This is a genomic window from Sphaerisporangium sp. NPDC051017, from assembly GCF_040683095.1.
In the GTDB taxonomy this organism is placed as follows: domain Bacteria; phylum Actinomycetota; class Actinomycetes; order Streptosporangiales; family Streptosporangiaceae; genus Sphaerisporangium.
This window is the reverse complement of the sequence record NZ_JBFBCI010000022.1, coordinates 80,438-106,260: the sequence shown is the minus strand read 5'-3', so window position 1 is coordinate 106,260 and position 25,823 is coordinate 80,438. Positions and strand designations below refer to the sequence as shown.

Sequence of the window (25,823 nt, the reverse complement as noted above, 5' to 3'; positions counted from 1 at the left end):
CCGTTCCGCGTGCCGCGCCGGGCGTTCAGGCGCCCGGCGCGGAGGGTCCCGAGATCGGCGTCCTGCCCCGGGCCAGCACCCACACCATGGCGGCGAGCCCGGCGACCTGCAACGGCCAGCCGAGCGCGACCTTGGCCACGCCGAGGGCGGCGACCTGGTCGGCGTAGTACAGCGGGAGCTGCACCACCACGCGCAGCAGGCACGGCAGGATCAGCAGCCACGTCAGCCGCGAGCACAGCCGCACGACGCCGGGGTCCTTGTGCCAGCCGGTCGGGTCGCCGGTCACCGACCCGATGAGGAAGCCCACGATGGGCCAGCGGATCACGACCGAGAAGATCATCGCCACGGCGTAGCCGGCGTTGTACCAGATGCCGGGCAGGTAGATGTCCTTGGCCTGGCCCGTGCGGCTGGCGAAGATCGCGCCGATGGCGATGCCCACCAGGCTGTTCAGCACGAACTGGACGGTGGAGCGCTGGACCACGCGCACGAGCAGCAGCAGCACGGCCATGCCGATGCTGACGATCAGGGACGTCCTGAGCTGCTCGGTGGCGATCCAGGTGATCGTGAACGTCACCGTCGGGACGGCGGCCTCGATGATGCCGCGCACGCCGCCGAGGGCCTTGGCGAGCTGCGCCCGGATGGCCGCCTCGACGGTGTCGTGCGCGGCCCGCTCACCGGCCGCCGTGCCCACCGCGCCGACCGCGGTCGTCGCGTCGCCCACGTCGCCCGCCTGGCCCACGGCCGGTGGGGGCGCCTCTTCCGACGTCCGCGCGCCGTCTCGCCGGTCCATGGTCATTGGTCTCCTCGCGTGGTGGAAGCCGTGGTCACTGGCCGCTCGGCGGCAACAGCTCGTATCGGGGGTTGAACATGACCTTCCGGCCGTCCTGGATGCTGACGAGGCCCTCGGCCCGCATCACCCGGCCCGGCTCGACTCCGACGATCTTCCGGCGGCCGAGCCAGACCAGGTCGATGACGTCCGACCCGTCGTACAGCTCGGCCTCCAGAGACGGGACGCCACCGCGCGGGCGCAGGGTCACCGTGCGCAGCGTGCCCGCCACGCAGAACCGGCGGCGCTGCGCGCACGAGGCGATCGGCGTCGCGCCGTGCTGGGCGAGGTCCTCCTTGAGCTCCTCGGCCTCCTGCTCGGCCCTGGTCGTCGTCAGCCGGCGGAAGAACCCGCGCAGCCCGCGTTTGACGGGCTCAGCCGTACTCATGTCCTGCTCAACTCCTCGGGAGGCCCGTGGGACGCCGTGAGACTCTGCCCGCAGCTTACGTCAGCGGATCTCGGTGATCTCAGGCCCGCGCTCGAACGGATTCAGGCCGGGCCTGTCCTGCTGCGCGGCCTGCTGCTCGACGGCCTGCCGGGCCTCGGCGGGCAGCCGCAGCTCGATGGGCTCCTTGGGCGCCATCGGCTGGTCCCCGCGCACGACGACGATGTCGCGCATGACGTCCTCGAGGGTCTTGGCGGTCTCGGCGTCGGTGACGGCACGGCCGCTGATGACCCCGCGCAGGAACCAGCGCGGCCCGTCGACGCCGAGGAAGCGGACGGACTGCGTGCCGTCCTCCTGCTTGACCTCGGCGGCGAGCTCGGGGCCGAAGGGGCCCTCGCGCTCCTCGCAGGACCCGCCCGAGGCGGTGACCTCGCGGGCGAGCTCGGCGCGCACCTCGTCCCAGATACCGTGCTTCTTCGGGGCGGCGAACGCGTGCACCTGCAGGGCGCTCTCGTTGACGAGCACCACGGCGCCGACGAGCTGGTCGCCGGCGACGTTGAGCTGGACCTCGAACCCGGGACCGACCGGCAGCAGCAGGCCGCCGAGATCGACCCGCTCGTTCTCGGGGTAGGACTCCTCGGAGTCCCAGGGTCCCGACTCGCGGACGGGGGCCGGCGCCTCCTCGGCGACCGGTTCCGTCTCCGCTTCCTCGTGACGGCGGCGTCGGAACACTTTCCTTCACACTCCTTATCGACTCATCGGCCGGTGGAGCCGAACCCGTCGGCGCCGCGCGCCGAGCCGGGGAGCCGCTCCACCTCGTAGAAGGCCGCCTTCTCGACGCGCTGGACGACGAGCTGGGCGATCCGGTCGCCGCGCCTGAGCCGTACGGCGTCCTTGGCGTCGGTGTTGATCATGGTGACCCGGATCTCGCCGCGGTAGCCGGCGTCGATCGTGCCGGGCGCGTTGACCAGCGTCACGCCGAACCTCGCCGCGAGGCCCGAGCGCGGGTGCACGAACGCGGCGTACCCGTCGGGCAACGCGATGGCCACGCCGGTGCGGACGACCGCGCGCTCGCCCGGCAGCAGCTCGACGTCCTCGGCGGCGTGGAGGTCGGCTCCCGCGTCGCCCGGGTGGGCGTACGTGGGAAGCGGTAGATCTGGGTCGAGTCGCTGGATCAGCACCTCGATCATCGGTTCACCTCGTCGCCCTCAGCCTCAAGCTACGCCACCGGCCCCGCGGGCGCGGAACCGGTGTGCTCACGATGGGAGACCTTACCCGTTGCGCTGGGGCGACACGTCCTCTGCCGCACCGGGCGCGGGCTCGGCCGGCGCGGGCTCGGCGGGGGTGGGCGGCGGCGTGGGGGGCTCGTGGTGCGCGGCGGGAGGCAGTTCGGGCGGCGTTCTGCGCAGTTCGGGCAGCGCGCGGTAGATCACCGCGACGACGGGAACGGCGATCGCGGCGCCGGCGATGCCGCCGAGGACGCCGCCGACGGCCAGCACCAGGATGATCGCCAGCGGGTGGAACTTCACGGCCCGCCCGACGATCAGCGGCTGCAGGACGTGGTTCTCCAGTTGCTGCTCGACCACGAGGATGCCGATGAAGACCAGGGCGAAGACCGGGCCCTTGGCGCCGAGCGTGACCAGGGTGGCCAGTCCCCCGGCGATGAATATGCCGACGATCGGGATGAAGCTCGCCATGAAGATGAGCACGGCCAGCGGTGCCCAGAGCGGCACTCCCATGCCGAACAGCACGACGCCGATGACCACGCCGTGGATGGCGGCGACGATGACCGTGCCGTGGATGTACTGCGACAGGGTGTGCCAGGCGGCCCGCCCGGCGCGGTCGACCCGGGGGGCGGCGCCGCCGAAGGCGCGCAGGAACCACGTCCAGATCTGCCCGCCGTCCTTGAGCAGGAAGAACGTGATGAACAGCAGCAGCACGATCGAGGTGAGCACCTCGATGAAGACCGCGGCCGTGGACAGGATCGTGCTGGTGATCGCGCTGCGCTGGGCGTTGATCTGCCGGACGATCTCGTTCACCATGTCGGTGAGCTGGGCCTCTTTGAGGTGGAAGGGGCCGGTCAGCAGCCAGTTCTGGACATCGCGCGCGGTCGACTGGATCTGCTCGGCGAGCCGCGGGAACTCGTCGTTGGCGCGGAAGCCGATGATGAAGCCGAGCCCGACGATGACGGCGAACGCCAGCAGCATGGTGATCCAGGTCGCCCAGATCGAGCGCATGCCCGCCCGGCGCAGCCGTTCGGTGAGCGGGAACAGCAGGGCGGTGAGCAGCAACGCGATCGCCACGGGCAGCGCCACGAAGCTGAGCCGGACGATGATCTGCACGAAGACGTAGAAGACCACGCCGATGACGATCAGACGCCAGCTCCAGGCGGCCATTGCCGACAGGACGGGTGGCACGCTCCGCTGGTCGTTCTCCCTTTCCACGATCACGCCTCCAGACTGGCACGCGAGGCGGCGGAACGCGCACGGGTTAGGGCGCGGTTCAAGCCCCGGTCTGCTTTCGTCCTCGTCCCGGCCGCCGCGTATGTCCCGTTCACGGTATACGCGGCTTTCGTGTGACGAGGCACGGCGCCTACGCGGGGGCGGCCTCCGCCAGCATGACCTCGACCCGCAACCCGCCGTCCTCCGGCAGCAGGACGAACTCCTCGACCGAGCCCGCCGCGCACAGGTCGTCCTGGGCGGACCCGACGAGAGCCACGGAGGCGCCCGACACCGTCAGCCGCGCGACCTCGGCCCGCATGGACAGCTTGGCCGTCGACTTGGCCCTGCGGACCTCGCGGAGCACCTCCGACACCGCTGCGAGGACCGCGGGGTCGCCCGGCGCGGCCGGTTCGCCCGGAGCGGGCCAGGCGGCGCGGTGCACCGAACCCGGCCGCCACCACGACCAGACCTCCTCGGTCACGAACGGCAGGAACGGGGCGAACAACCGCAAGATCACCTCAAGCGCCCGCCGCAGCGCGGCCCGCGCCGACCGCGCGCCCTCGTCGTCGCCGTACGCGCGGGTCTTCACCAGCTCCAGGTAGTCGTCGCAGAACTCCCAGAAGAAGCGCTCGGCGACCTCCAGCGCCCGCGTGTAGTCGTAGGACTCGAACGCGGGCGTGGCCTCCTCGACGACCCCGGCGAGCCGCGCCAGCATGGAGGCGTCCAGAGCCTGGGAGACCTCCCCCGGCCCGCCCTCCGCCGGGCCGAGGCCGAGCACGAACTTGGAGGCGTTGAGGATCTTGATGGCCAGCCGCCTGCCGACCTTGATCTGCCCGGTGTCGAACGCCGTGTCGGTGCCCGGACGCCCGCCGGCCGCCCAGTAGCGCACCGCGTCCGAGCCGTACTCGCGCAGCAGGCCCATGGGCGTGACGACGTTGCCCTTGGACTTGGACATCTTCTTGCGGTCCGGGTCAAGGATCCACCCGGAGATCGCGGCGTTCTTCCAGGGCAGGACGCCGTTCTCCAGGTGGGCGCGGACCACGGAGGCGAACAGCCACGTGCGGATGATCTCGTGCGCCTGCGGCCGCAGGTCCATCGGGAAGACCCGCGCGAACAGGTCGGGGTCGCGCTCCCAGCCCGAGACGGTCTGGGGCGACATCGAGGACGTCGCCCAGGTGTCCATGACGTCGGGGTCGGCGGAGAAGCCGAACGGCCGGTCGCGCTGCTCCTCGGAGTACCCGGGCGGCGCGTCGATCGCCGGGTCGACCGGGAGGGCGTCCTCGCGGGCCGCGATCGGGTTCTCGTAGATGGGCCGCCCCTCGGAGTCCAGCGGGTACCACACCGGGATGGGCACGCCGAAGAACCGCTGGCGGGAGATCAGCCAGTCGCCGGCCAGCCCCTGGACCCAGTTCTCGTAGCGGACGCGCATGTGCGGCGGGTGCCAGCGCAGCTCCCTGCCGCGCTCGACCAGCGCCTCGCGCAACCCGGCGTCGCGCCCGCCGTTGCGGATGTACCACTGGCGGGTCGTGACGATCTCCAGCGGCCGGTCGCCCTTCTCGTAGAACTTCACCGGGCGGGAGATCTTCCGTGGCTCGCCGTCCAGCTCGCCCGACTCCCGCAGCAGCTCGACCAGGCGCTCGCGGGCGCCGTGCGCGGTCTTGCCGGCCAGCTCGGCGTACGGCCCGGCGGGGACGCCGTCGGGGGGCTCGGGCAGCAGCCGCCCGTTCCAGCCGATGACCGGCCGGGTCGGCAGGTCCAGCTCGCGCCACCAGACGACGTCGGTGACGTCGCCGAACGTGCAGATCATGGCGATGCCCGAGCCCTTGTCCGGCTCGGCCAGGCGGTGGGCCAAGACGGGCACGGGGACGCCGAAGATCGGCGTGCGGACGGTGCTGCCGAACAGCGGCCGGTAGCGCTCGTCGTCGGGATGGGCCACCAGAGCCACGCAGGCGGGGATCAGCTCGGGCCGGGTGGTCTCGATGAAGACGCCGTCCTCGAAGGCGGTGCCCGGGACCCCGCCGAAGCGGACGCGGTGGAATGCGCCGGGCCACTCGCGGTCCTCCAGCTCGGCCTGGGCGACGGCCGTGCCGAAGGTGACGTCCCACAGCGTGGGGGCCTCGGAGAGGTAGGCCTCGCCGCGCGCGAGGTTGCGCAGGAAGCCCCGCTGGGAAGCGGCGCGGGAGGTCTCGTCGATCGTGGCATAGGTCAGTGACCAGTCGACCGACAGGCCCAGGTGGCGCCAGAGGTCCTCGAAGGCCTTCTCGTCCTCCAGGGTCAGCCGCTCGCACAGCTCGATGAAGTTGCGCCGCGAGACGGGCACCTGGCGCTTGGGATCGGGCTCGGCCGGGGGCGTGAACGCCGGGTCGTAGGGCAGGGAGGGGTCGCACCGCACGCCGAAGTGGTTCTGCACCCGGCGCTCGGTGGGCAGGCCGTTGTCGTCCCATCCCATGGGGTAAAAGACCTCACGACCGCGCATGCGCCGGTAGCGCGCCAGGGTGTCGGTGTGGGTGTAGGAGAAGACGTGTCCGACGTGCAGGGAGCCCGAGACGGTGGGCGGGGGCGTGTCGATCGAGTACACCTGCTCGCGGGTCTTCGAACGGTCGAAGCGGTAGGTGCCCTCGGCCTCCCAGCGGGCCGCCCATACCGTCTCCAGACCGTCGAGAGAGGGCCTGTCGGGAACGGTGGCGCGGTGCGGTCGCTGTTCGGTCATGGCGCCCTATGGTATGGCGTCTCGGCGACCCCGGGCACGACAGGCTAGGGTTTGGTAGATCGACGAGGGGAGAGGTCATGGGCGGCAGGTCCGACGAGGTCGAGAAGCAGGACATGGCGTGGCGTCTCATCGGCGCGGTGGTCGGCCTCGGCGTCGGCTTCGTCGCCCGCAAGTCCATCGAGTTCGGCTGGCAGAAGGTCACCGGCAAGCAGCCTCCCGCGGACCCGAACTCGCTGGAGACGAGCCTCGCCGAGGCGATCGGCTTCGCCGTGGTGATGGGCGTCGGCATGGAGGTCACCCGCATCATCGCCACGCGCTCGGCGCACAAGCGCTACCAGGCGTGGAAGGGGCCGAAGGCGGAGCGGATCATCTCCTGACCCGGCGCCAGGGGGGCGCCGGGTCGCGTCTCAGCGTCGTCTGAGCGGTGGGCGCCGGCTTACAGCGGTTCGTCCGCCAGCTGGGGGATCACGTTCGTCTGCGGCGCCGGTGGGTCGTCCGAGCGGTGCGTCTCGGCGTGGCGCCGGTGGTGCTTCAGGCGGGGGCTTTCCCGGGGCAGGGGTCAGCGTTCCAGCGCGGCCAGGAAGTCCCCGGCCCACCGGTCGACGTTGTAGGTGGCGACGCGGCGGCGCATGGAACGCATCCGGCGCGACAGCTCGTGCGGGGTGGCGCGCATGGCGGCCACCATCTGGCGTTTCAGCCCCTCGACGTCCCAGGGGTTGACGAGGTAGGCGTGTTTGAGCTCGTCGGCCGCCCCGGCGAACTCCGACAGCACCAGAGCCCCCCGCAGGTCGTGGCGGCAGGCGACGTACTCCTTGGCGACGAGGTTCATGCCGTCGCGCAGGGGCGTCACGACCATGACGTCGGCGGCGCAGTAGAGCGCGGCCAGTTCGTCGCGGCCGTAGGACTGGTGGAAGTAGTTGATCGGGGGGACGCCGAGCACGCCGTGCTGGCCGTTGATGCGCCCGACCCGCAGCTCGATGTCGTCGCGCAGGTTGCGGTACTCCTCGACGCGCTCGCGGCTCGGGGTGGCGATCTGGACGAACACCGCCTCCCCCGGGGTGACCGTCTTGTCGGCGAGCAGCTCACCGAACGCCTTGAGCCGCTGGCCGATGCCCTTGGTGTAGTCGAGCCGGTCGACGCCGAGCAGGACGTGCTCGGGTTCGCCCAGCTCGGCGCGGATCTCCTTGGCGCGGGCGATGATGTGCGGCTCGCGTACCACGGTGTCGAGCTCGCTGAAGTCGACCGAGATGGGGAAGGCCTCGGCGCGTACGGTGCGGTCGCCGTAGGAGATCTCCTGTCGCTGGTTCTGCAGGCCGAGCTGGCGGCGGCACAGCCGGATGAAGTTGGAGGCGCCGCCCGGACGCTGGAACCCGACGAGGTCGGCGCCCAGCAGCCCCTCCAGGATCTCGCGCCGCCAGGGAAGCTGCCAGAACAGCTCGGCGGGCGGGAAGGGGATGTGCAGGAAGAAGCCGATCTTCAGGTCGGGGCGCAGCGCGCGGAGCATCGCCGGCACGAGCTGGAGCTGGTAGTCCTGCACCCAGACCACCGCCTTCTCGGCGGCGATGTCGGCCACGGCCCGGGCGAACCGCTCGTTGACCGCGCGGTAGGCGTCCCACAGGACGCGGGAGTAGATCGGCGCGGCCACCACGTCGTGGTAGAGCGGCCACAGGGTCGCGTTGGAGAACCCTTCGTAGTAGAGCTCGATTTCACCCGCCGAGAGGGGAACGGGGATGAGGCTCATGCCGTCGTGCTCGAAGGGCTTGAGCTCCTCGTTGGGAGCTCCGTGCCAGCCCAGCCACGCGCCGTCCCGGCGTTGCATCACCGGGGCGATCGCGGTCACCAGTCCCCCAGGGCTGCGCCGCCAGGAGGCGCCACCGTCCGGGGCGATCGTCCGGTCCACCGGCAACCGGTTCGCGACGATCAGAAAAGAGCTGCGCACACGTCCTCCTTCGTGATCGGTTTATGACCACCTTACGAAACCGGTCACAGCTCTCCGTGCACGGCCTCCGATGCAGGAGTGCGCACATACCCTCACAAAAGCCGATAAGCGCATTTAGACATGACGAAATGCCCCTACAGACGGTAAAGGAGGGAGGTCCGGGGGCGCGTGAGGCAGGGCGGGGAAAGGGGAATCAGTCGGCGGGCGGCAGGGCCCGCTGGCGGCGTAGGTCGGCGCGTACGGTCTGGGCGAGCCGCTTGGTCGCCATCCGGTTCAGGGCACCACCGGCGACGGCGCCGGTCAGGAAGGGGCCGAGTGTGGTCAGATGACGGCCCAACGTGCGCATGAGGCGTTTGCGTAACCCCGCCTTGGCGGCGGTCCCGAGGGCCAGCGTCACCGACGCGGGCGACAGCGGGTCGACCCCGCGCTGCCTGGACCAGGCCACCGTGAAGGCCATCGCGCGCTGGCCGCCCATGCCGGGCACCTGGATGCCGTACACCTCGTGCAGCTCGGCGATGAGCTTGACCTCGATCGCGGCGACCACGAGGGTTTCGGCCACGAGCTGGGCGGGCGCCGACAGCAGGAGCGGGGGCGCGGCGAACTCGGCGGCGGCGAGAGCCCCGCCGACGGCACCGACGGCCGTCGTCGCCTTGGCGGCGGTGCGGACGAGATCGTCGGCGAGGGCCTCGCCGCTGAGGCCGTAGTGATGTTCCTGGAGTGTCGCGAGGTCACGGATGGGAAGACGGGGCACTATGGACGCGAAGACGTCGGCCAGCCAGCGGCCCCCGCCCGCGCCCGACACCCGGGCCTTCCTCGCCGCCGTGACCAGCGACATGCTGAGGCGGCCGAGCAGCCGGCGCCGCTCGGCCCTGTCCATGGCCTCCTCGCCGGAGAGCTTCCCCACCAGCTCGGCGACCTCGACATTGGCCTCGTTTCCCTGGTCTCCCAGGCTTTCAGGGTTCTTCTGGTTGTCCGGCCCGGGCACGGCGGGCAGCCCGGGCTGGTCCTGCGATGATCGATCCGCTCCAGAGGTCACGGACCCTCCCTGAGTCTCAGGCGGCGCATTCTCTGCAGATCTGCTGCCCATTCTTGTCGGAGGCAAGCTGACTGCGGTGATGCACGAGGAAGCACCGCGAGCACGTGAACTCGTCCGCCTGGCGCGGGATCACCCGGAGCGAGAGCTCCTCGTTCGACAGGTCTGCGCCGGGAAGCTCAAGCGACTCGGCGAGGTCGGTCTCGTCGATGTCGATGCTGCCCGAGGACTTGTCCGTCCGCCGAGCCTGCAGCTCCTGAAGGCTGTCCTCACTCAGGTCATCATCGGTCTTGCGTGGGCTGTCGTAATCGGTGGCCATTTGCGTATTCATCCCCCTCATCTATTGAGTGCGCGTCAGGCGTCGCGCGTCTGTAACGCCTGGGCGGTCCATCTTGTGCCCGTGTCTGCCGGGGAATTTTGCAATCGGTACCCCGTAGGCACGGCAGACGAACCTCCTCACACGTGAGGGCCTTGCCGCCTTCGCCATCGAGTTAGCCAAATATGGCGAAAACCTAAGCATTGGCCACAGGACCCATCGTGTTCGACGGCACATCCAACCACATGTCTGGCGCGAACGAGACGACCCCCGCCGTATCAGCCCGCCGGAAGTCGCACCGTCATCACGAGACCCCCGCCTTCCCGTGGGACCGCCTTGACGATCCCCCGGTGGGCGCGGACCACCGCACGCACGATGGACAGCCCGAGCCCCGTGCCGCGTGCCGACTCCACGCGGTCGGAGTTGAGCCGCCGGAACGGCTCGAACAGGTCGTCCACCTCGTACGCGGGCACATGCTGCCCGGTGTTGGCCACCTGAACAACCGGGCCACCGTCCACCATTCCCGTGCGGAGCCAGACCTGTCCCGACGAGGGGACGTTGTACTTGATCGCGTTCTCGACCAGGTTGGCGACCAGGCGTTCCACCAGCACGGGATCCCCCATCGTAGGGGCCATGCGCAGGTCCGTGTGCACCGTGACATCGGCCTCCTCGGCCATGGCCGCGTGCTGCTCGACGACGGTCTGGCCGACGTCGCGAAGATCGACCGGCTTGCGGACGGCCAGCTCGCGTTCGCTACGAGCGAGCAGGAGCAGGCCCTCGATGAGGTCCTCGTTCCTGGCGTTGGTGCCGAGCAGGGTGCGGCCCAGCACCCTGAGGTCCTCGGAGGCGTGGGGGTCGCCGAGCGCGACCTCCAGCACGGTCCGGTTGATCGCCAGCGGCGTGCGCAGCTCGTGGGAGGCGTTGTCGACGAACCTGCGCTGGGCGTCGAACGCCCGGCCGAGCCGGGTGAGCATGGCGTCGAAGGTGTCGGCGAGCTCCTTGAGCTCGTCGTCCGGCCCGTCGAGGTCGATGCGCTCGTGGGCCAGGGAGGTGTCCGACAGCTTGCGCGCGGTGGAGGTGATCTTCTGGATCGGCCGCAGCGCCCGGTCGGCGACGTAGTACCCGAAGATCAGCGCCAGGATGCCGACCCCGGCAAGCGCGAGCAGGGACCGGAGCAGAATCTGGTGCTGCGCGGTGACGATCATCTCGGAGCGCATCGATTCCCAGGTGTCCTGGATGTTGGCGACCAGGCCCGCCGGCGCCTCTTCGGGCAGCTGGATGGGGAACGCGGGGAACGAGGTGCGGATCGACTCGCCGACGAAGACGTACATCACGAAGAGCAGCAACGCGCCCGCCGCGAAGAACAGAGCGCCATAGGTGAGCGTGAGCCGCACCCGGATGCTTATACGCCCAGAAAGCAGCCGAATCCGGCCCAGCCAGTCGTGGGCGACCGGCCTCGGGCCGATCGGCGGGGGGCCGTCCCAGGCGGGCGGGCCGCTCGGCGGGGGCGGCGCGGACTTGGGCCGGAGGGGAGGCCGGCCGCTCTGGACGGTCGGCTGCTCGCTCCTCCACCCGCCGGGCCGCGTCCCTGGGGACGCGTCGGACACGGACGGGGCCGCGTAGCCCGGCGACGCGGAAGCGCCGGGCCGCGCGGCGTCCTCCGCGCGGCCGGTGGCGGGAGGGGCGAGAGGCGGCGAGACGGGGGCGTGCGCCGCGTTGTACCCCTGGCCCTGCCCGAGCGCGCCGTCCTCGGAGGCGGGCGCGCCGTCGGCGCCCGGCGGGACGATCAACGGCTGGGGCGAGGAGAAGGTCGGCCGCCCCGCGCCCGGGGTCGCGCTCCGCTCGCGTTCCTCGGTCACAGCTTGTAACCCACTCCCGGGACCGTCTCGATCACCGCCGGCTCGCCCAGCTTCTTGCGCAGGGTCATCATCGTGACCCGGACGACGTTGGTGAACGGGTCGATGTTCTCGTCCCACGCCTTGTCCAGCAGGTCCTCCTGGCTGACGACGGCGCCCTCGGCCCGCATCAGCTCCTCGAGGACCGCGAACTCCTTCTTGGTGAGCGCGATCTCGGCGCCGTCCCGGGTGACCAGCCGCTTGCCCGGGTCGAGCCGGACGCCGGCCCGCTCCAGCACCGGGGGCAGGGCCGGGGCCGACCGGCGGCCGAGCGCCCGCACGCGCGCGACGAGCTCCATGAACGCGAACGGCTTGGCGAGGTAGTCGTCGGCGCCGAGCTCCAGGCCCTCGACCTTGTCGTCGACCTCTCCGGAGGCCGTCAGCATGAGGATGCGGGTCGCGGTGCGCTCGGCGACCAGCCTGCGGCAGACCTCGTCCCCGTGGACCTTCGGCAGGTCGCGGTCCAGCACGACCACGTCGTAGTCGATGTACGACGTACGCTCCAGCGCCCCCGCGCCGTCGTAGGCCACGTCCACGGCCATCGCCTCGCGGCGCAGCCCGGTCGCGATCGCGTCCGCGAGCACCCGCTCGTCCTCAACCACAAGCACCCGCACGGCTCCTGGCACCTCCTGTAGTCCCGGCCCGACCGGCCGGCTCCCGCTTCACGGCTCCGTCCGCGTCTCCCGGGGCCATCGGGCCGCCGGGCCCGGAGCCCGCAAGGTTCATTGTCGCCACAATCGGCTTAAGCGCATGGTAAGCACGCGCCGACCGTGCGGCGGACCCGGTGACATAAAGCACATCGCGGACATCCGACATTCCTGGTTTAAGCCCAACAGGTGGGTGGGTAGACCCTCAGACCCAACGGCAAGGCCGGGGAAGATCAACGCTCTCCCCAGGCACCCGGAGGGTCGAATACTCCTTCGCCCCCTCGAGAAAGAAGGTGAGATGGGCGAGTTCACCACCACGATCGAACACCGGCTCGACCAGGCCTACAAGGGTCTCCAGGAAGCACGCACGAGCGGCGACGACTTCCTCGCCGACACTCTCACCGCTGAGATAGAGGACCTGCGGCGGATCGCCGTCGACAACGGCGTCGCGATCAAGCCCTGAGGGTCCTCCGCCCGACGGACACAGAAGGGCCCGCCCGATCCATGGGCGGGCCCTTCGTCGTGCCGCGGCCGGCTAACCGTCCCGTTCCGGGTCCAGGGGCTCCAGCAGGTCGTGCAGCTCCTCGAACAGGCCGGGGGCGGCGCAGACGGTCATCTCGGGGTTGCACGGGCGGCCGCGCAGGCCGCCGACGCGGGCGCCCGCCTCGGCGGCGATCAGGCCGCCCGCCGCGAAGTCCCAGTACTCGGGGCCTCGCTCGTAGTAGCCGTCCACCCGCCCGGCCGCGACCGAGCACAGGTCGGCGGCGCACGACCCGCTCCGCCGGATGTCGCGCACCCTCGGGATCACGTGCGCGAGCACCTCGGCCTGCACGGCCCGCCGCTCGGGGCGGTAGCCGAAGCCGGTCGCGATCAGCGCCCCGGACAGCGGGACGCCGGTGTTGCAGCGCAGCCGCTCCGCGGGCAGGCCCTCGCGCAGCAGCTCGGCACCGCCTCCCTTGGCCGCCGCGAACAGCTCGCCGCGCGGCACGACGTTCACCACGCCCGCCACGATCTCGCCGTCCACCTCGACCGCGATGCTCACGGACCAGTCGGGCAGGCCGTACATGAAGTTGACCGTGCCGTCGATCGGGTCGACCACCCAGCGCACGCGCCCCTCGCCGGAGGCGGTGCCGCCGGTCTCGCCGCCCTCCTCGCCGAGCACGGCGTCGCCGGGCCTGGCTTCCTTGATGCGCGCCCTGATCAGCTCCTCGGACGCGCGGTCCAGGGCCGTGACCACGTCGGTGGCGCTGGACTTGGTGCCGACCGCCTCGGGCCGCGCCGGGCGCTTGGCGGTCAGCATCTCTCCGGCCTCGCGGGCGATGGCGACCGCGAGGTTCAGGAAGTCCGTCACGCGACCGACTCCGGGCGCTTCCACTCCTCGCCGAGCACGTGCTGCGCCAGGAACGCCAGGACCGTCTCGTACCAGGCGATGGCGTTGCCCGGCTTGAGGATCCAGTGGTTCTCGTCGGGGAAGTACAGGAACTTGGACTCCACCGACGACCTGCGCAGGTCCCACCACAGGCGCAGCGCCTCGCCGATCGGGACGCGGTAGTCCCTGTCGCCGTGGATCACCAGCATCGGCGTCCTGATCTCCGACAGCGAGTGGTGCGGCGACAGCGCCCGGTACCGGTCGGAGCCGGGCTCGCCGAACTCGCGCTGCCAGTACATCGAGGAGTCGGTGGTGCCGGCGAACTGGTCGAGGTTCCACAGGGAGGCGTGGGTGACGACGGCCCGGAACCTGTCGGTGTGCCCGGCGATCCAGTTGGCCATGTACCCGCCGAAGGACCCGCCCATGACGGCCGTGCGCCCGGCGTCGATGTCGGGGCGGGCGACGCAGACGTCGGTGATCGCCATGAGGTCGGCGTGCGTGCGCGGGCCCCAGTCGCCCCAGCCCCGCTGGATCATCTCCTGCCCGTAACCGGTGGACATGCACGGGTCGGGCATCAGCACCGCGTAGCCGTGCTCGGCCATGATCCACGGGTTCCAGCGCCACATCCAGTCGTTCCAGCTCGCCAGCGGGCCGCCGTGGACCCACAGCAGCAGCGGCGCGGGGTTACCCGCCGAGGCGCCCGCCGGAAGCACGAGCCAGCCCCTGACCTCGACGCCGTCGTCGGCGACCGCGGTGACCTCGGTGAGCGTCCCGGGGATCTCCAGCGCCGGGGCCGGCGAGGGCAGCTCGGTGACCTCCCCGCCGTCCAGGGCGATGCGCACGGGCGCGGGGGCGGCGCCCATGGAGCTGCGCAGCGCGTACAGGTAGCGGCCGTCCGGCGAGGGGCAGAGCTGCAGGTAGGAGTCGTCGCCGGGCGTGACCCGCACCGGGTCCCCGCCGTCGAGGGACACCTGGAAGATCGGACGGCGGCCGAAGCGGTCGGCGGCGACATAGACCGAGCCGGAGTCGGCGGCCCAGACGACCGCCGAGGGGATCAGGCCGGCGACGCTCGCGACCACCTCTCCGGTGGCGACGGCGGCGATCAGCAGCGTGAACTCCGGGGCCCGCTCCTCGGTGCTGTGGCTCTCCTTGAGGAACGCCACGTGCCGCCCGTCGGGCGAGACGGCGAGGGGGCCGCGGAAGTCGTGGTCCTCGGCGGACGCCAGGACGCGGCGCTCGCCCGTCGCCGTGCCGATCGCCACCAGCTCGGCGCGGGACCGGCCCGCGGGCAGCTCGACCTCCCAGGTGGTGACGACCTCGGCGCCGTCGGGGGTGACCGTGAACGACGCCTCCAGCAGGGCGCCGGCGGCGTCCGGGGTCAGGTCGCGCGGCTCGGCGAGGCCGGGCAGGCGCGCGGCGAACAGGCGCGTGCGGCCGGGGCCGAGGTCGTGGTCCCAGAACCGGATCGGATAGCCCTCGTGGAGGATCGCGCTGATGCCGGAGTCCTTCCTGGCCTTGCGGCGCTCGGCGTCGGTCTCGGCGTCCCCGTCCAGCACGTCGGCGGCGAACACGACCGTGTCGCCGCCGACCTGGAGCCCTCCGATGCCGCCGGGCCGCTCGGCGACCCTGCGGGCCTCGCCTCCCCGCGCGGGCAGCGCCCACAGCGCGGGCGTCTCGTCCTCGGGCTGGTCCTTGGCCGTGGGATCGGGCCGCCGGGAAACGAACAGCACGTCGCCGTCCGGGGCGAACTCCGCGCCGGTCTCCCCCTTGGCCGAGCGCGTGAGCCGGTACGCCTCGGCGCCGGGCTCGGTCGGCACGGCCCACAGAGAGGTGCCGAATGACTTGCCGTCGGGGGCGAGCGACTGGACGACTGAGATCAGGCGGGTTCCGTCAGGAGAAAGCCGCAGCGACAAGACGCGCGGCACGCTGACATATTCGCGGATGTCCTTGAAGTGGCTCACTTCTCCGAACCTACCCCCAGGGGCCGCCCGTCCCATAGCTTCCGCACGCCCCCGGATGCGGTTGGATGGACTCATGGGACGTTACGACGCGCTGCTGGTCGTCTCCTTCGGCGGGCCCGAGAAGCCCGAGGACGTCATGCCGTTCCTCGAGAACGTCGTGCGCGGCCGGGGGGTGCCGCGGGAGCGGCTCGTGGAGGTCGAGGCCCACTACCAGGGCTTCGGCGGGGTCAGCCCGATCAACCAGCAGTGCCGCGACCTCATCGAGGCCGTGCGGCCGCTGGTCGACCTGCCGATCTACTGGGGCAACCGCAACTGGCACCCCTTCCTGGCGGACACCCTGCGCAAGATGGCCGCCGACGGCGTCCGGCGCGCGGCGGCGTTCGTCACCGCCGCCTACAGCTCCTACTCGAGCTGCCGCCAGTACCTGGACGACATCGCGCGGGCGCGCGCCGAGGTGCCGGGCGCCCCCGAGATCGTCAAGCTGCGTCACTACTACGACCACCCCGGTTTCATCGCGGCGATGTCCGACCACACCCGCGACGCGCTCGACCGGCTCCCCGCCGAGCACCGCGACCACGCCCGCCTGGTGTTCACCGCCCACAGCATCCCGGTGTCGATGGCCGAGTCGTCGGGTCCGTCCGGCGGGGCCTACGAAGCGCAGCTCCGCGCCGCCGCGTCCCTGGTCGCCGGCGACCGGCCGTGGGATCTTGTGTGGCAGAGCCGCAGCGGGCCGCCCCACGTGCCGTGGCTGGAGCCGGACGTCTGCGACCACCTGGAGACGCTCGCCGCGTCCGGAACCGAGGCCGTGGTCCTGGTGCCGATCGGCTTCGTGTCCGACCACATGGAGGTCGTCTACGACCTCGACACCGAGGCCGTCGCCAAGGCGCGCGAGCTGGCCCTGCCCATGACGCGGGCGGCGACGGCGGGCACCCACCCGCGGTTCGTGTCGATGGTGGCCGAGCTGCTGGAGGAGCCGGAGCCGCTCCCCTGCGCCGCCACGTGCTGCCCGGCGCCGCGCCGACCGGCCGGGAGGCCCGCTCAGGAGTAGGCGTGGGCGTAGGCGTCCGCGATGCGCAGCACCTTGTCCACGTAGTCCCATGAGTGGTTGTAGCGGTACACGGCCGAGCGCAGCTTGGCGCCGCCGAGGCCCGCGCCGTTGGCGCACAGGTAGCGCGCCGCCGACGGCACCGCGTCGTAGGGGCTCCAGATGTCGGACTTGCCGTCCCCGTCGCCGTCCACCCCGTACGCCTTCCATGTGGCGGGCATGAACTGCATGGGCCCGAGGGCCCCGGCCGAGGACGGGCCGTTGTTGCGGCCGTGCCCGCTCTCGACCTGGCCGATCGCGGCGAGGACGGTCCAGGACAGGCCGGGGCAGACCTGCGCGGCGGCGAGCTTGTACAGGTCCAGGTAGCTCCCGGGCCGCCCGACGAGGTAGGAGCCGGGCTTGGCCTCCGCGACGAGCGGCCGGGACGTGGGTGCGGCCGGGCTCGGGGTGGGGCGTGCCGCGCGGCCGATCGGCACGATCTGCGCGTCCGGGCCGAGCAGCTTCTTGACCCGCGCGCCGACGGCGGCCTCCTTGCCCGCGGAGGTGTTCACCAGCACGGCGACGCCCGGCCGCAGCCCGAGGACGCGGCCTGTCTCCTTGGCGACCAGGCCGTCGACGCCGGGCAGGCCGAACGGCGCCGACGCGGCGACCCGCAGTCGCGACCCGCCTCCGGCCTCGTACTCGCCGCCGAGCCTCAGCAGGTACTGCGCGGCCGTCTTGGACTCGGCGACGAACTCCCCCCGCGCGAGCGCGTTCCACACCTCCGGCTCCTCGGCGACCGCCTTGGGCGCCCAGGTGCGGTACTCGGCCGGGTCCACGGCGAGGAGGTTCAGGGTCGCGGTGGAGAAGCGGATCGCCCCGGCGTCGGCGAGCGTGACCTTCCTGACGTCCTTCGACGCGGCGATCCGGGCCAGCGACTCCGGGCTCACCGCGCCGCGCGCGATGGCGATCAGCCGGGGCGGGGTCAGGGGCGCCGAGGCGCCCGCGGGCGAGGCGGCGGGGCTCGTGAACGACGTGGGCTCGGCCCGCGCCTTGGGCGGGGCGATGGGTGCGGTCAGATCCCGGACGTCGGCCAGGGACGTACGCGGGGCACGGGGCCGGTCGGCGGAGGGGTCGTCACGGGTGGCCAGGAACGCTCCACCGGCCGTCACGCCGGTGACGATCAGAACGGAGAGCCCCACCACGACGGCACCCGCGGGCGTGAGCCGAGGACGATGCGACACTTGACCCACGTTAACCTGGCGAATCCTGATTCGTGTACGTTGCCCGAAATTCACTTGCCGCCTCGCGGGGCCGTGCGCGAGTGTTTACGTCGGATGGATCGACGCGTGCCCGGGGCGCGCGAAAGGGGCGAGATCGTGGTCGGGCCGTATCGAGGGCTGTTCAGCACGCCCGGGGCCAAAGGGTTCGTCATCACCGGATTCATCGGGCGGATGCCGATGTCGATGCTCGGAATCGGCATCGTGCTGCTCATCTCGGCGCTCACCGGCTCCTACGCGACCGCCGGCGCGATCTCGGCGACCGTCTCCATCTCCTACGCGGTCGCCGCCCCGCTGTCGGGGCGGCTCGTGGACAGGTTCGGCCAGGCCAGAGTACTCGTCCCGTTCGTGCTTCTGCACGGCGCCGCGCTGGTGGCGATGATGCTCCTCGCCGAGTACGGCGCTCCCCTGTGGACGCTCTTCGCCTCCGGCGTCGTCGTCGGCGGCGCGGCGACCTCGCTGGGCTCGATGGTGCGGGCCCGCTGGTCCCACCTGCTCGGCCGCTCGGCGCGGCTCCACACGGCGTTCTCGTTCGAGTCCGTGGCCGACGAGGTCGTCTTCGTCGCCGGCCCCGCGCTCGTGACCGGCCTGACCACCCTGGTCAACCTGTACGCCGGGCTCGTCCTCGCGCTCGTCTGCACGGTCACCGGCACCATCGCCTTCGCGCTCCAGCGCGGCACCGAGCCTCCGGTGCGCCCTGCCGAGGAGCGGTCGGGCAGCCCGATCACGATCCCGGGAGTCGCGCTGCTGTCGTGCGTGTTCCTCGCCATGGGGTCGGTCTTCGGCTCGATCGACCTGATCACGGTGGCGTTCGCCGAGGAGCACGGCACCAAGGCGGCGTCCGGGCTGCTGCTCGGGGTGTTCGCGAGCGGCAGCATGGTGTCGGGCCTGTGGTTCGGCTTCCGCGACTGGAAGATCACGCTGCGGCAGCGGTTCGTCCGGGGCCTGGCCGTGTTCGCGGTCGGGCTGACCCCCATCCTGCTCGTCGGCGACATGCGGATCATGGCCGTCGTCCTCTTCTTCGCCGGGTTCGCGATCTCGCCGACCATCATCACCGGTTACGCGCTGGTCGAACGGCTCGTCCCCGCCCACCTGCTCACCGAGGGCATGTCGTGGATCTCCACGGCCGTCGGCTCCGGCGTGGCGGTCGGCGCCTGGGCCGCGGGCCGCCTGACCGACGTCTTCGGCCCGTCCAACGCCTACGCGTTCTCCTACGGCTGCGCGCTGCTGGCCGTCGCGATCGGCATCGGCGGCAACACGCTGCTCCGTACCCCGGAGATCGGCGCCACCGAGGCCCAGACCACCGCCTGATCCGGTCGCCCGGGGCGCGAGGCCATCCGCCACGACACATGAGCCTGGCTCATGAACCTGGTCATCCGGCCGCGTCATGATTATCGTGCTCGTGCATGAGAGCCGTCTTCCGGAACTGGGCGGGCAACCAGTCCGCGACGCCCGCCGAGGTCCGCGTCCCCGCGTCCGCCGAGGAGGTCGCCGCGGCCGTGCGGGACGCGGCCGCGCGCGGGACGCGGGTGCGCATGACCGGCACCGGGCACTCCTTCACCGGCACGGCCCTCACCGACGGCATCCTCCTGCGGCCGGACGCCCTCACCGGGGTGCTCGCCGTGGGCGACGGCCGCGTCCGGGTGGCCGCGGGCACGCCGCTTCGCGTGCTGAACGAGGAGCTCGACCGGCACGGGCTCGCCCTCGCCAACATGGGCGACATCACCGAGCAGACCGCGGCGGGGGCCATCCAGACCGGCACACACGGGACCGGACGGGACGTCGGCGGCCTCGCCGACCAGGTGACCGAGCTGGAGATCGTCCTCGCCGACGGCTCGATCACCACGGTCTCGGAGGACTCGAAGGGCCCGGAGCGCGACCTGTTCGACGCGGCGAGGGTCGGGCTCGGGGCGCTGGGCATCCTCGCCGCCGTCACCTTCCGGGTCGAACCGGCGTTCCTGCTGCACGGCGTCCGCCGGCCGATGGCCCTCGGCGAGATCCTCCACTCCCTCGACGAGCTGACCTCCGCCAACGAGCACCTGGACTTCTTCTGGCTGCCGCACACCGACACCTGCTTCGTCAAACGCAACAACCGGTCGCCGGGCCCGGCCGCGCCGCCGGGGGCCCTGCGGCGGTGGCTGGACGACGTCTTCCTGGAGAACACCCTCTTCGGCGCCCTGTGCGCGACCGGCGCGCGCCTTCCCGGCGCGATCCCCCGGCTGAACGCCGTCTCCGCGGCGGCCCTCGGCACGTCCGAACGCACCGACACGGCGTACAAGGTGTTCACCAGCGTGCGTACCGTGCGGTTCCTGGAGATGGAGTACGCCGTCCCCCGCGAGCGCCTGGGCCAGGCGCTGCGGGAGCTGCGCGACCTGGTCGAGCTGAGCGACTGGCGGATCACCTTCCCCGTCGAGGTGCGGGTGACCCCGCCGAGCGACGCCTGGCTGTCCACCGCCTACGGCCGCGACTCCGCCTACATCGCCTGCCACGTCTACCGGCCCACCCCCAACCCCGGCTACTTCGCGGCGGTGGAGGAGATCATGGTCCGGCTGTCCGGGCGCCCGCACTGGGGCAAGCTGCACACCCGGGACGCCGCGTACCTCTCCACCGTCTATCCCCGCTTCGGGGACTTCGTGGCGCTGCGCGACGCGCTGGACCCGGCGCGGCTGTTCTCCAACGACTACCTGGACGTGGTGCTGGGCTGACCCGTTCGGGGCGCGGCGGTGTTCTGCTCGTCCGCTTCGGGCCCTCCATGCCTTCGCGGCATTTCTGGTGTCTCTTGGGTGAACTGGAGGGCGGCGGCCCCCGCGATTCGCGAGAATCCGGAAGGACGCCTAACCCGTTTGCTGCATATCGAGCAGCCGCTGGATAGGGTGAAAGCGACATAATTGCCAGCCCCTGACCACTACCCAAGCCTCTGACCAAGGCGATGTTCGGACATGCCGGGTACGGTGCTGGAAGGCAACGGGCTCACGCGAGAGACTCAAGGGTCCGGGGGAAGATGAGCACGACGATGAAGGGACTCGCATGCAGGAGCTCCGACTCGTCGCGGTAAGCGAGGACGGCACCTACCTCGTGCTGGCTACGGCCGGCCGGGGCACACGATTCACGCTTCCCGTCGACGAACGGCTCCGAGCGGCGGTCCGCGGCAACTTCTCCCGTCTCGGCCAGTACGAGATCGAAGTGGAGAGTCCGTTGCGCCCCAAGGAGATCCAGGCCCGCATCCGTGCGGGGGAGACCGCGGAGGAGATCGCCGCCACCGCGGGAATCCCGGTGGAGCGTGTCCGCTGGTTCGAGGGACCCGTCCTGCAGGAACGCGAATACACCGCGCAGCAGGCGCAGCGTGTCGCCGTGCGCCTGCCCGGCGAGTCCACTCCGGGGCCCACCCTCGGCGAGCTCGTCACCGAACGGCTCAGCCGCCGCGGCGTCCCCGCCGACGAGATCGACTGGGACTCCTGCAAGCGCGACGACGGCCTGTGGCGCATCAAGCTCGGGTTCGTCTGGAACGGTCACACCCGGAACGCCGAGTGGCTGTTCGACATCCGCCGCCGTCACGTCACCCCGTACGACGACGAGGCCATGCGCCTGTCCGCCACGGAGTTCGTCGAGCAGGCCGAGGAGGCCACGGTCACGCCGTTCGTGCCCCGGCTGACGCCCAAGCTCACCCCGGTCCCCACCGTGCCGTCCGCACCCGCGGAGGCGCCCGCCTACCGCGAGCCCTCGCCGTTCCGGGAACAGACCGGCGCCGCCGGCGACGACGCGCGGGCCTACCACGACGAGCGGGCCCCGTTCCGCCAGGAGCCGCCGGGCTTCCGCGAGCCCTCCCCGTTCCGGGAGGGGACGAGCGCTCCCGATGACGAGGCGCGCGTCCACCGCGACGAGAGGCCCGTTCTCAGGCAGGACTCCGCGCGCCTCCACGAGCAGCCGTCCGGCCCCCGTGAGGAGCCGTCCGCGTACCGCGACGCCACGGCCGGGTACCGCGACGAGCCGGGACCGTCCCGCGAGGACTCCTCCCGCGATCGCGCCGGCGCGTCCGAGGCGGCGTCGTACCTCCAGGAGCGCGCGTCCTTCCAGGACCGGCCCGCGTTCCGGCAGGAGGCGTCCGCGTACCACGACGAGCCCACCGGTCCGCGAGCCGCGCACTCCGCCCCGCGCGACGCGGAGGCCGAGTCTCGGCCCGAGCCTTCCGGCCTCCTGCGGGAGCCGACGCCGCTGCGCCCTGTACAGCCCGCGGTGCACGCCGAGTCCCGGGACGGGCGGAGCGAGGTCTCCGCGCCGGACTCACGGGAAAGCGAGCGTGAGCGCCTCGCGACCGGCACCCGGGACGTCCTGGAGCTCCGCTCGCAGGCCGGCGGCCCCGCCGAGGCGGCGTCCCCTGCCGCCCCGCACACCTCGACTCCCGGCTCCGCCGAGCCTGACCAGGCCGCCGGTTCCGCACGGGTTCACGCCTCCGACGCCACCCAGGCCGCCGGTCCTGCTTCGGTGCAGGCCGCTCATGCCACTCAGGCCGCCGGTTCCGCTTCGGCGGGGTCCACGGCCTCGCCCGTGGACGCGACGGCCGCGGACTCCGGCCGTGCCGAGGCTCCGACGCCCGAGGCGGTCGCCCGGGCCGTGCGGGCCTCCATGGCCCAGTCCGAGACGCCGGCCGCCGCCGAGGCACCGGCCGCGCGCGCCGCGGAGCCGTCGCCCGCCGGCGCCGCGCCGCGGACCCACGCCGGGCACGCGGCGGCGACATCCGAAGAGACCGCGTCGCCCGAGCGGCCCGCGGACCGCTCCGTCACGGACCACGTCGCCGCGCGGGCAGCGGAGGTGCGCGCGGACGACCACGCCGAGTCTCAGGACGTGCCGAGCCACCGCGAAGCGCCTTCCCCGACCCCGGCCGAGCGGCCCGCGGCGGCCGCCTCGACCCCGGCGGAGCGTCCAGTGGGCTCCCCGGACCAGGTGGAACGCCCGGTCGGCTCTTCGGAGCGGGCCGAACGCCCGGCCGCGGACTCGGAGCAGGCGGAACGCCTCGCCTACGTCTCGGACCAGGTGGAACGCCCGGTCGATTCTTCGGAGCGGGCCGAACCCCCGGCCGCGGCCTCGGACCAGCCGGAGCTCCCGGCCGCCGCCTCCCCGGTGCAGCATGATCGCCCGGCCGCCGCCCCGGACCAGTCGGAACGCCTCGTCGCGGCCGACTCCAGCCCGGCCGAGCAGGTCTTGGCAGCCCCGAGCGAGCACGTCGCGGCGGCCTCTCCGGCCCATGTGGACGTGCCCGCCGCCTCTCCGGCGCGGGCCGACGCCGACCGCCTCGCCTCCGAAGGGCGTGACGCGGAGGACGACGCGCTCGCGGGCGGGTCTTCGGCAGGCGAGCCGGAGCCTCAGGTCGCGGCCGTCCCCACGCCGCCCACTCCCCGGCGTCCGGTCCCCCGGCCCTACCCGTCGGCCGCGAAGCCCGTGGCACGGCCGGCCCCGTCCGCGAGCCCGGCCAGGAAGGCGGCGGCGAAGAAGTCCGAGGCCGAGGAGGCCGCGGTGGCCGTGCCCGCCGCCCGAACCAGCGGGGACAAGGCGAACCGTCCGGCCGCGTCCGTCGAACCGGACAAGTCCGAGCAGCCGGGCGCCGAGACGAAGGACACCAAGCCGGAGCCCCAGCAGGCGCCGAGGCCGAACCCGCGTCCGGCCCGCAAGGGCGGGCGGGGTCGCCGCGCGTCGGTCCCGACGTGGGACGAGATCATGTTCGGCGCCCGCCGCCAGGACTGACGAAGGCCGGCCACTCCCCCGGCCGGCCCGGCCTCCCCCCACCGCCCACCCGTACCAGCACGAAGCCCGTCCTCTTCGACCACGACCCCGACCGTCTGAACGGCCCGCCACCACCCGCCGTCCGGGCAATCCCGTGCGCGCAGCACGCGCCCCGGCCCCCGCACGAAACGCGGCCGGAGTCTCACTGAGGCTTCAGGAAGGGGGTGATCCACTCGGGGGTGACCTCGGCGGCGAAGCGGAGGCCCTGTTCCTCGCCCGTGTCGATGGCCGGGTAGCCGCCGCTGCCCGCGCCGACGCCCGCCACGACGGTCAGCACGGACGCGCGCCGCTGGAACCACGTCTGGCGCACCGTCCAGCCCACCACCGCGCGCCGCTCCACCACCGCCTGCGAGCGCGGCAGCGACCCCGACCGCACCGCCAGCCGGGCGCCGTCGTACCCGTGGCCGAGCGACCGGTAGCGGTCGAGCCCGAGGGCCACGCCCAGCGCCGCGGCGGCCAGGGCGACCAGACCGGCCCACACCCACCCGAACGCGAACGCCGCGACCGCGAGCACCACGCCCGGCGCGACCGCGCGGAACAACCTCCTGCGCCGCGCCGCCGCAGGATGGGGCCGCAGCCTCGCCTCGAACGGGCCGATCGCGTCGGCCGCGACCTTCGTGGCGAACGTCCGCGGCGTGACCGGCAGCAACTGGCCTCTGGTCCGCGAGTCGCCGAGTCCGGTGACGATCGCCCAGAGCCGCACGACGTCGGCCCGGCGTTCCAGCAGGCCGTCGGCGATCTCGTACCCGCGGATCCTGGCGTGTTCGAGGGCCACGCTGCGCCGCGTGATCAGCCCTCGCTCGGCCACCAGGGAGGCGTCGCGGCGGCGGAGGGTGAAGTTCCAGTTGAAGACCGCGTACATGACGCCGCCGGCGACGGGCATGGCCAGGACCAGCATGACGGCGATCAGGATCAGCAGGATCGACCGCTCCCACAACCATGTGCCGATCGCGATCGGCAGGTCGTCGCCGAACCCGAGCTCACTCCCCCACTGGACGATCAGGCCGGCCGCGCCACCGACCAGGACGAACGGCGCGAACAGGTACGCCCCGGACAGCGGACCGTACAGCAGCCACGGCCAGGGCACGCGCACGTAGACCCGTTCCTCCACCGGGGCGGGCGGACCCGCGGGCGTCACCCCGGCCGCGGCGGCTTCGGGTTCGGCGCCCCGCGCGGAGCGGCTGCGCCGCAGGAGGATCTCGCGCAGGCGCTCGGCCTCGGGCAGCGGCACGCCGTCCAGCTCGCCCTCCTGCTTGCCGCCGCCGGTCGCCCCGGTGTCGATGTGCACGACGGCGAGGCGGAACAGGCGGTGCAGGGGCGGCGTGGTGACGTCCACGCCGCGGACGCGGTCGAGGGGGATGGTCTTCACCGAGCGGCTCACCAGCGAGCGGGTGAGCTCCAGCCTGTCGCCCGCCACCCGGTAGGTGAAGGTGGCCCAGCGCACGGCCGCGTAGCCGACCGAGCCCACGACCGCGAGGACGGCCCAGAAGAACGAGGAGGGCGAGAAACCGCCGACGAACAGGACTCCCACCAGCGGGAAGAACAGCGACGGCAGCATGCGCACGGGGTCGATGAGCAGCACGAGAGGGCTGAGCCGCGCGGGACGGACCCACAGCGCGCCGTCCCCGGGCGGGGGCGACGGGACGGGCGGGTGGCCGGGGGCCTCGGTCATGTCGCGTCGTCCCTGAGCTGGTGGGCGCGGTGCGCGAGGTCCTCGGCGAGGCGGGCGGCGACCGTGACGTCCAGGCCCTCGATCGAGGAGGAGCCCGCGTGCGACGCCGTGCGGATCTCCAGGGTGGCCAGGCCGAGCATGCGCTCGAACCAGCCCTGCTCCTTGTCGACGGTCTGGATGCGGCTGACGGGGACGAAGACCCACTTCCTGCTGAACCAGCCCGAACGGGCGTACACGACGTCCTCGGACAGCTCCCAGCGGTGGACCGCGTAGCGCCACAGCGGCTCGATGACGATGAACGGCAGCTCCACGACGGCGAGCGCCACCGGGACCCACCAGATGTGGCCGGTGAGCCAGTCGGGCAGGAACCGGCGGCCCGAACCGGCGATCCAGCTCGCCGCCAGGGACGACAGGCCGACCAGCACCACGAAACCGACCAGTGCCTGCAGGACCCACAGGGTGATCGCGCGGCGCGAGACGCGGTACGCGGGGTCACGCAGGGGAGGAGTCACGGCACCAGCCTAGCTAGATCACCGCGGACTGGGGG

Annotated in this window: 22 protein-coding genes; 6 read left to right on the top strand and 16 right to left on the bottom strand. The window is 72.4% G+C overall.

Annotation, left to right across the window (positions count from 1 at the left end; genetic code table 11):
- Positions 1-25 precede the first annotated feature (25 nt).
- From AB0M95_RS19565 to valS, 6 genes are all read right to left on the bottom strand, one after another.
- Positions 26-790 carry a DUF3159 domain-containing protein gene (locus AB0M95_RS19565; RefSeq protein ID WP_363766244.1) on the bottom strand — a complete coding sequence of 255 codons (765 nt, stop codon included), beginning with the start codon at positions 788-790 and terminating at the stop codon, positions 26-28.
- A 34-nt stretch (positions 791-824) separates the two neighbouring features.
- Positions 825-1,214, bottom strand: coding sequence for an OB-fold nucleic acid binding domain-containing protein (locus tag AB0M95_RS19560; protein ID WP_358510395.1), 390 nt, complete (start codon positions 1,212-1,214; stop codon positions 825-827).
- Positions 1,215-1,274: 60 nt separating this feature from the next.
- On the bottom strand, positions 1,275-1,943 hold the full coding sequence (locus AB0M95_RS19555) for a DUF3710 domain-containing protein (protein ID WP_358510398.1): 669 nt from the start codon (positions 1,941-1,943) through the stop codon (positions 1,275-1,277).
- Between the two features lie 23 nt (positions 1,944-1,966).
- Positions 1,967-2,401 carry a dUTP diphosphatase gene (gene dut / locus AB0M95_RS19550; RefSeq protein WP_358510400.1) on the bottom strand — a complete coding sequence of 145 codons (435 nt, stop codon included), beginning with the start codon at positions 2,399-2,401 and terminating at the stop codon, positions 1,967-1,969.
- 81 nt (positions 2,402-2,482) lie between these two features.
- Positions 2,483-3,661: an AI-2E family transporter gene (locus tag AB0M95_RS19545; RefSeq protein WP_363766239.1), complete on the bottom strand. Its 1,179-nt coding sequence runs from the start codon at positions 3,659-3,661 to the stop codon at positions 2,483-2,485.
- 142 nt (positions 3,662-3,803) lie between these two features.
- Positions 3,804-6,362 (bottom strand): valine--tRNA ligase, encoded by a 2,559-nt coding sequence (valS, locus tag AB0M95_RS19540; RefSeq protein WP_363766236.1) that lies wholly within the window; start codon positions 6,360-6,362, stop codon positions 3,804-3,806.
- A gap of 77 nt (positions 6,363-6,439) precedes the next feature.
- Here valS and AB0M95_RS19535 point away from each other — a divergent pair, with 77 nt between their 5' ends.
- Positions 6,440-6,739 (top strand): DUF4235 domain-containing protein, encoded by a 300-nt coding sequence (locus AB0M95_RS19535; RefSeq protein ID WP_363766233.1) that lies wholly within the window; start codon positions 6,440-6,442, stop codon positions 6,737-6,739.
- Positions 6,740-6,921: 182 nt separating this feature from the next.
- Here AB0M95_RS19535 and AB0M95_RS19530 read toward each other — a convergent pair whose 3' ends face one another.
- From AB0M95_RS19530 to AB0M95_RS19510, 5 genes are all read right to left on the bottom strand, one after another.
- Positions 6,922-8,301, bottom strand: coding sequence for a trehalose-6-phosphate synthase (locus AB0M95_RS19530; RefSeq protein WP_363766230.1), 1,380 nt, complete (start codon positions 8,299-8,301; stop codon positions 6,922-6,924).
- Between the two features lie 193 nt (positions 8,302-8,494).
- Positions 8,495-9,250 carry a hypothetical protein gene (locus AB0M95_RS19525; protein ID WP_363766293.1) on the bottom strand — a complete coding sequence of 252 codons (756 nt, stop codon included), beginning with the start codon at positions 9,248-9,250 and terminating at the stop codon, positions 8,495-8,497.
- Between the two features lie 103 nt (positions 9,251-9,353).
- Positions 9,354-9,653, bottom strand: a complete 300-nt coding sequence (locus tag AB0M95_RS19520; protein WP_214415384.1) for a DUF4193 domain-containing protein — start codon at positions 9,651-9,653, stop codon at positions 9,354-9,356.
- 275 nt (positions 9,654-9,928) lie between these two features.
- Positions 9,929-11,509 carry an ATP-binding protein gene (locus AB0M95_RS19515; protein ID WP_363766225.1) on the bottom strand — a complete coding sequence of 527 codons (1,581 nt, stop codon included), beginning with the start codon at positions 11,507-11,509 and terminating at the stop codon, positions 9,929-9,931.
- Positions 11,506-12,159 (bottom strand): response regulator transcription factor, encoded by a 654-nt coding sequence (locus tag AB0M95_RS19510; protein WP_358510422.1) that lies wholly within the window; start codon positions 12,157-12,159, stop codon positions 11,506-11,508. Before AB0M95_RS19510 ends, AB0M95_RS19515 begins: the two co-directional genes overlap by 4 nt.
- Positions 12,160-12,490: 331 nt before the next feature.
- On the opposite strand from AB0M95_RS19510, the gene AB0M95_RS19505 reads away from it, so the two are divergent.
- Positions 12,491-12,655 carry a hypothetical protein gene (locus tag AB0M95_RS19505; RefSeq protein WP_181871217.1) on the top strand — a complete coding sequence of 55 codons (165 nt, stop codon included), beginning with the start codon at positions 12,491-12,493 and terminating at the stop codon, positions 12,653-12,655.
- 72 nt (positions 12,656-12,727) lie between these two features.
- Here the strand turns inward: AB0M95_RS19505 and AB0M95_RS19500 are convergent, their stop codons facing one another.
- On the bottom strand, positions 12,728-13,543 hold the full coding sequence (locus AB0M95_RS19500; RefSeq protein ID WP_363766222.1) for an inositol monophosphatase family protein: 816 nt from the start codon (positions 13,541-13,543) through the stop codon (positions 12,728-12,730).
- A complete protein-coding gene (locus AB0M95_RS19495; protein WP_363766219.1) occupies positions 13,540-15,558 on the bottom strand; it encodes a S9 family peptidase in 2,019 nt (672 codons plus the stop codon). Before AB0M95_RS19495 ends, AB0M95_RS19500 begins: the two co-directional genes overlap by 4 nt.
- Before the next feature lie 37 nt (positions 15,559-15,595).
- Between AB0M95_RS19495 and AB0M95_RS19490 the strand changes: the two genes are divergently transcribed.
- The gene (locus AB0M95_RS19490) at positions 15,596-16,570 is read left to right on the top strand and encodes a ferrochelatase (protein WP_363766216.1); all 975 of its coding nucleotides are present in this window, start codon (positions 15,596-15,598) and stop codon (positions 16,568-16,570) included.
- Here the strand turns inward: AB0M95_RS19490 and AB0M95_RS19485 are convergent.
- Positions 16,561-17,790, bottom strand: coding sequence for a lytic transglycosylase domain-containing protein (locus AB0M95_RS19485; RefSeq protein WP_363766214.1), 1,230 nt, complete (start codon positions 17,788-17,790; stop codon positions 16,561-16,563). The genes AB0M95_RS19490 and AB0M95_RS19485 overlap by 10 nt on opposite strands.
- 105 nt (positions 17,791-17,895) lie before the next feature.
- Between AB0M95_RS19485 and AB0M95_RS19480 the strand changes: the two genes are divergently transcribed.
- The 3 genes from AB0M95_RS19480 (at position 17,896) to sepH (ending at position 23,565) form a co-directional block, all read left to right on the top strand.
- Positions 17,896-19,137 carry an MFS transporter gene (locus AB0M95_RS19480; RefSeq protein WP_363766211.1) on the top strand — a complete coding sequence of 414 codons (1,242 nt, stop codon included), beginning with the start codon at positions 17,896-17,898 and terminating at the stop codon, positions 19,135-19,137.
- Positions 19,138-19,232: 95 nt separating this feature from the next.
- Positions 19,233-20,531 (top strand): D-arabinono-1,4-lactone oxidase, encoded by a 1,299-nt coding sequence (locus AB0M95_RS19475; RefSeq protein ID WP_363766208.1) that lies wholly within the window; start codon positions 19,233-19,235, stop codon positions 20,529-20,531.
- A gap of 322 nt (positions 20,532-20,853) precedes the next feature.
- Positions 20,854-23,565: a septation protein SepH gene (sepH, locus tag AB0M95_RS19470; protein WP_363766205.1), complete on the top strand. Its 2,712-nt coding sequence runs from the start codon at positions 20,854-20,856 to the stop codon at positions 23,563-23,565.
- A gap of 181 nt (positions 23,566-23,746) precedes the next feature.
- On the opposite strand, the gene AB0M95_RS19465 is transcribed toward sepH, so the two are convergent.
- Both AB0M95_RS19465 and AB0M95_RS19460 read right to left on the bottom strand, forming a co-directional pair.
- Positions 23,747-25,276 carry a PH domain-containing protein gene (locus AB0M95_RS19465; protein WP_363766202.1) on the bottom strand — a complete coding sequence of 510 codons (1,530 nt, stop codon included), beginning with the start codon at positions 25,274-25,276 and terminating at the stop codon, positions 23,747-23,749.
- Positions 25,273-25,788: a PH domain-containing protein gene (locus tag AB0M95_RS19460; RefSeq protein WP_363766199.1), complete on the bottom strand. Its 516-nt coding sequence runs from the start codon at positions 25,786-25,788 to the stop codon at positions 25,273-25,275. The genes AB0M95_RS19465 and AB0M95_RS19460 overlap by 4 nt, the downstream gene beginning before the upstream one ends.
- Positions 25,789-25,823: the final 35 nt, after the last annotated feature.

Excerpts from the sequence above, each read along its gene's own strand:
- AB0M95_RS19520 (WP_214415384.1), bottom strand. The coding sequence starts at position 9,653 with ATGGCCACCGATTACGACAGCCCACGCAAGACCGATGATGACCTGAGT.
- AB0M95_RS19490 (WP_363766216.1), top strand. The coding sequence starts at position 15,596 with ATGGGACGTTACGACGCGCTGCTGGTCGTCTCCTTCGGCGGGCCCGAG.
- AB0M95_RS19475 (WP_363766208.1), top strand. The coding sequence starts at position 19,233 with ATGAGAGCCGTCTTCCGGAACTGGGCGGGCAACCAGTCCGCGACGCCC.
- AB0M95_RS19535 (WP_363766233.1), top strand. The coding sequence starts at position 6,440 with ATGGGCGGCAGGTCCGACGAGGTCGAGAAGCAGGACATGGCGTGGCGT.
- AB0M95_RS19565 (WP_363766244.1), bottom strand. The coding sequence starts at position 790 with ATGGACCGGCGAGACGGCGCGCGGACGTCGGAAGAGGCGCCCCCACCG.
- sepH (WP_363766205.1), top strand. The coding sequence starts at position 20,854 with ATGCAGGAGCTCCGACTCGTCGCGGTAAGCGAGGACGGCACCTACCTC.
- AB0M95_RS19465 (WP_363766202.1), bottom strand. The coding sequence starts at position 25,276 with ATGACCGAGGCCCCCGGCCACCCGCCCGTCCCGTCGCCCCCGCCCGGG.
- AB0M95_RS19505 (WP_181871217.1), top strand. The coding sequence starts at position 12,491 with ATGGGCGAGTTCACCACCACGATCGAACACCGGCTCGACCAGGCCTAC.
- valS (WP_363766236.1), bottom strand. The coding sequence starts at position 6,362 with ATGACCGAACAGCGACCGCACCGCGCCACCGTTCCCGACAGGCCCTCT.
- AB0M95_RS19560 (WP_358510395.1), bottom strand. The coding sequence starts at position 1,214 with ATGAGTACGGCTGAGCCCGTCAAACGCGGGCTGCGCGGGTTCTTCCGC.
- dut (WP_358510400.1), bottom strand. The coding sequence starts at position 2,401 with ATGATCGAGGTGCTGATCCAGCGACTCGACCCAGATCTACCGCTTCCC.
- AB0M95_RS19495 (WP_363766219.1), bottom strand. The coding sequence starts at position 15,558 with ATGGGACGGGCGGCCCCTGGGGGTAGGTTCGGAGAAGTGAGCCACTTC.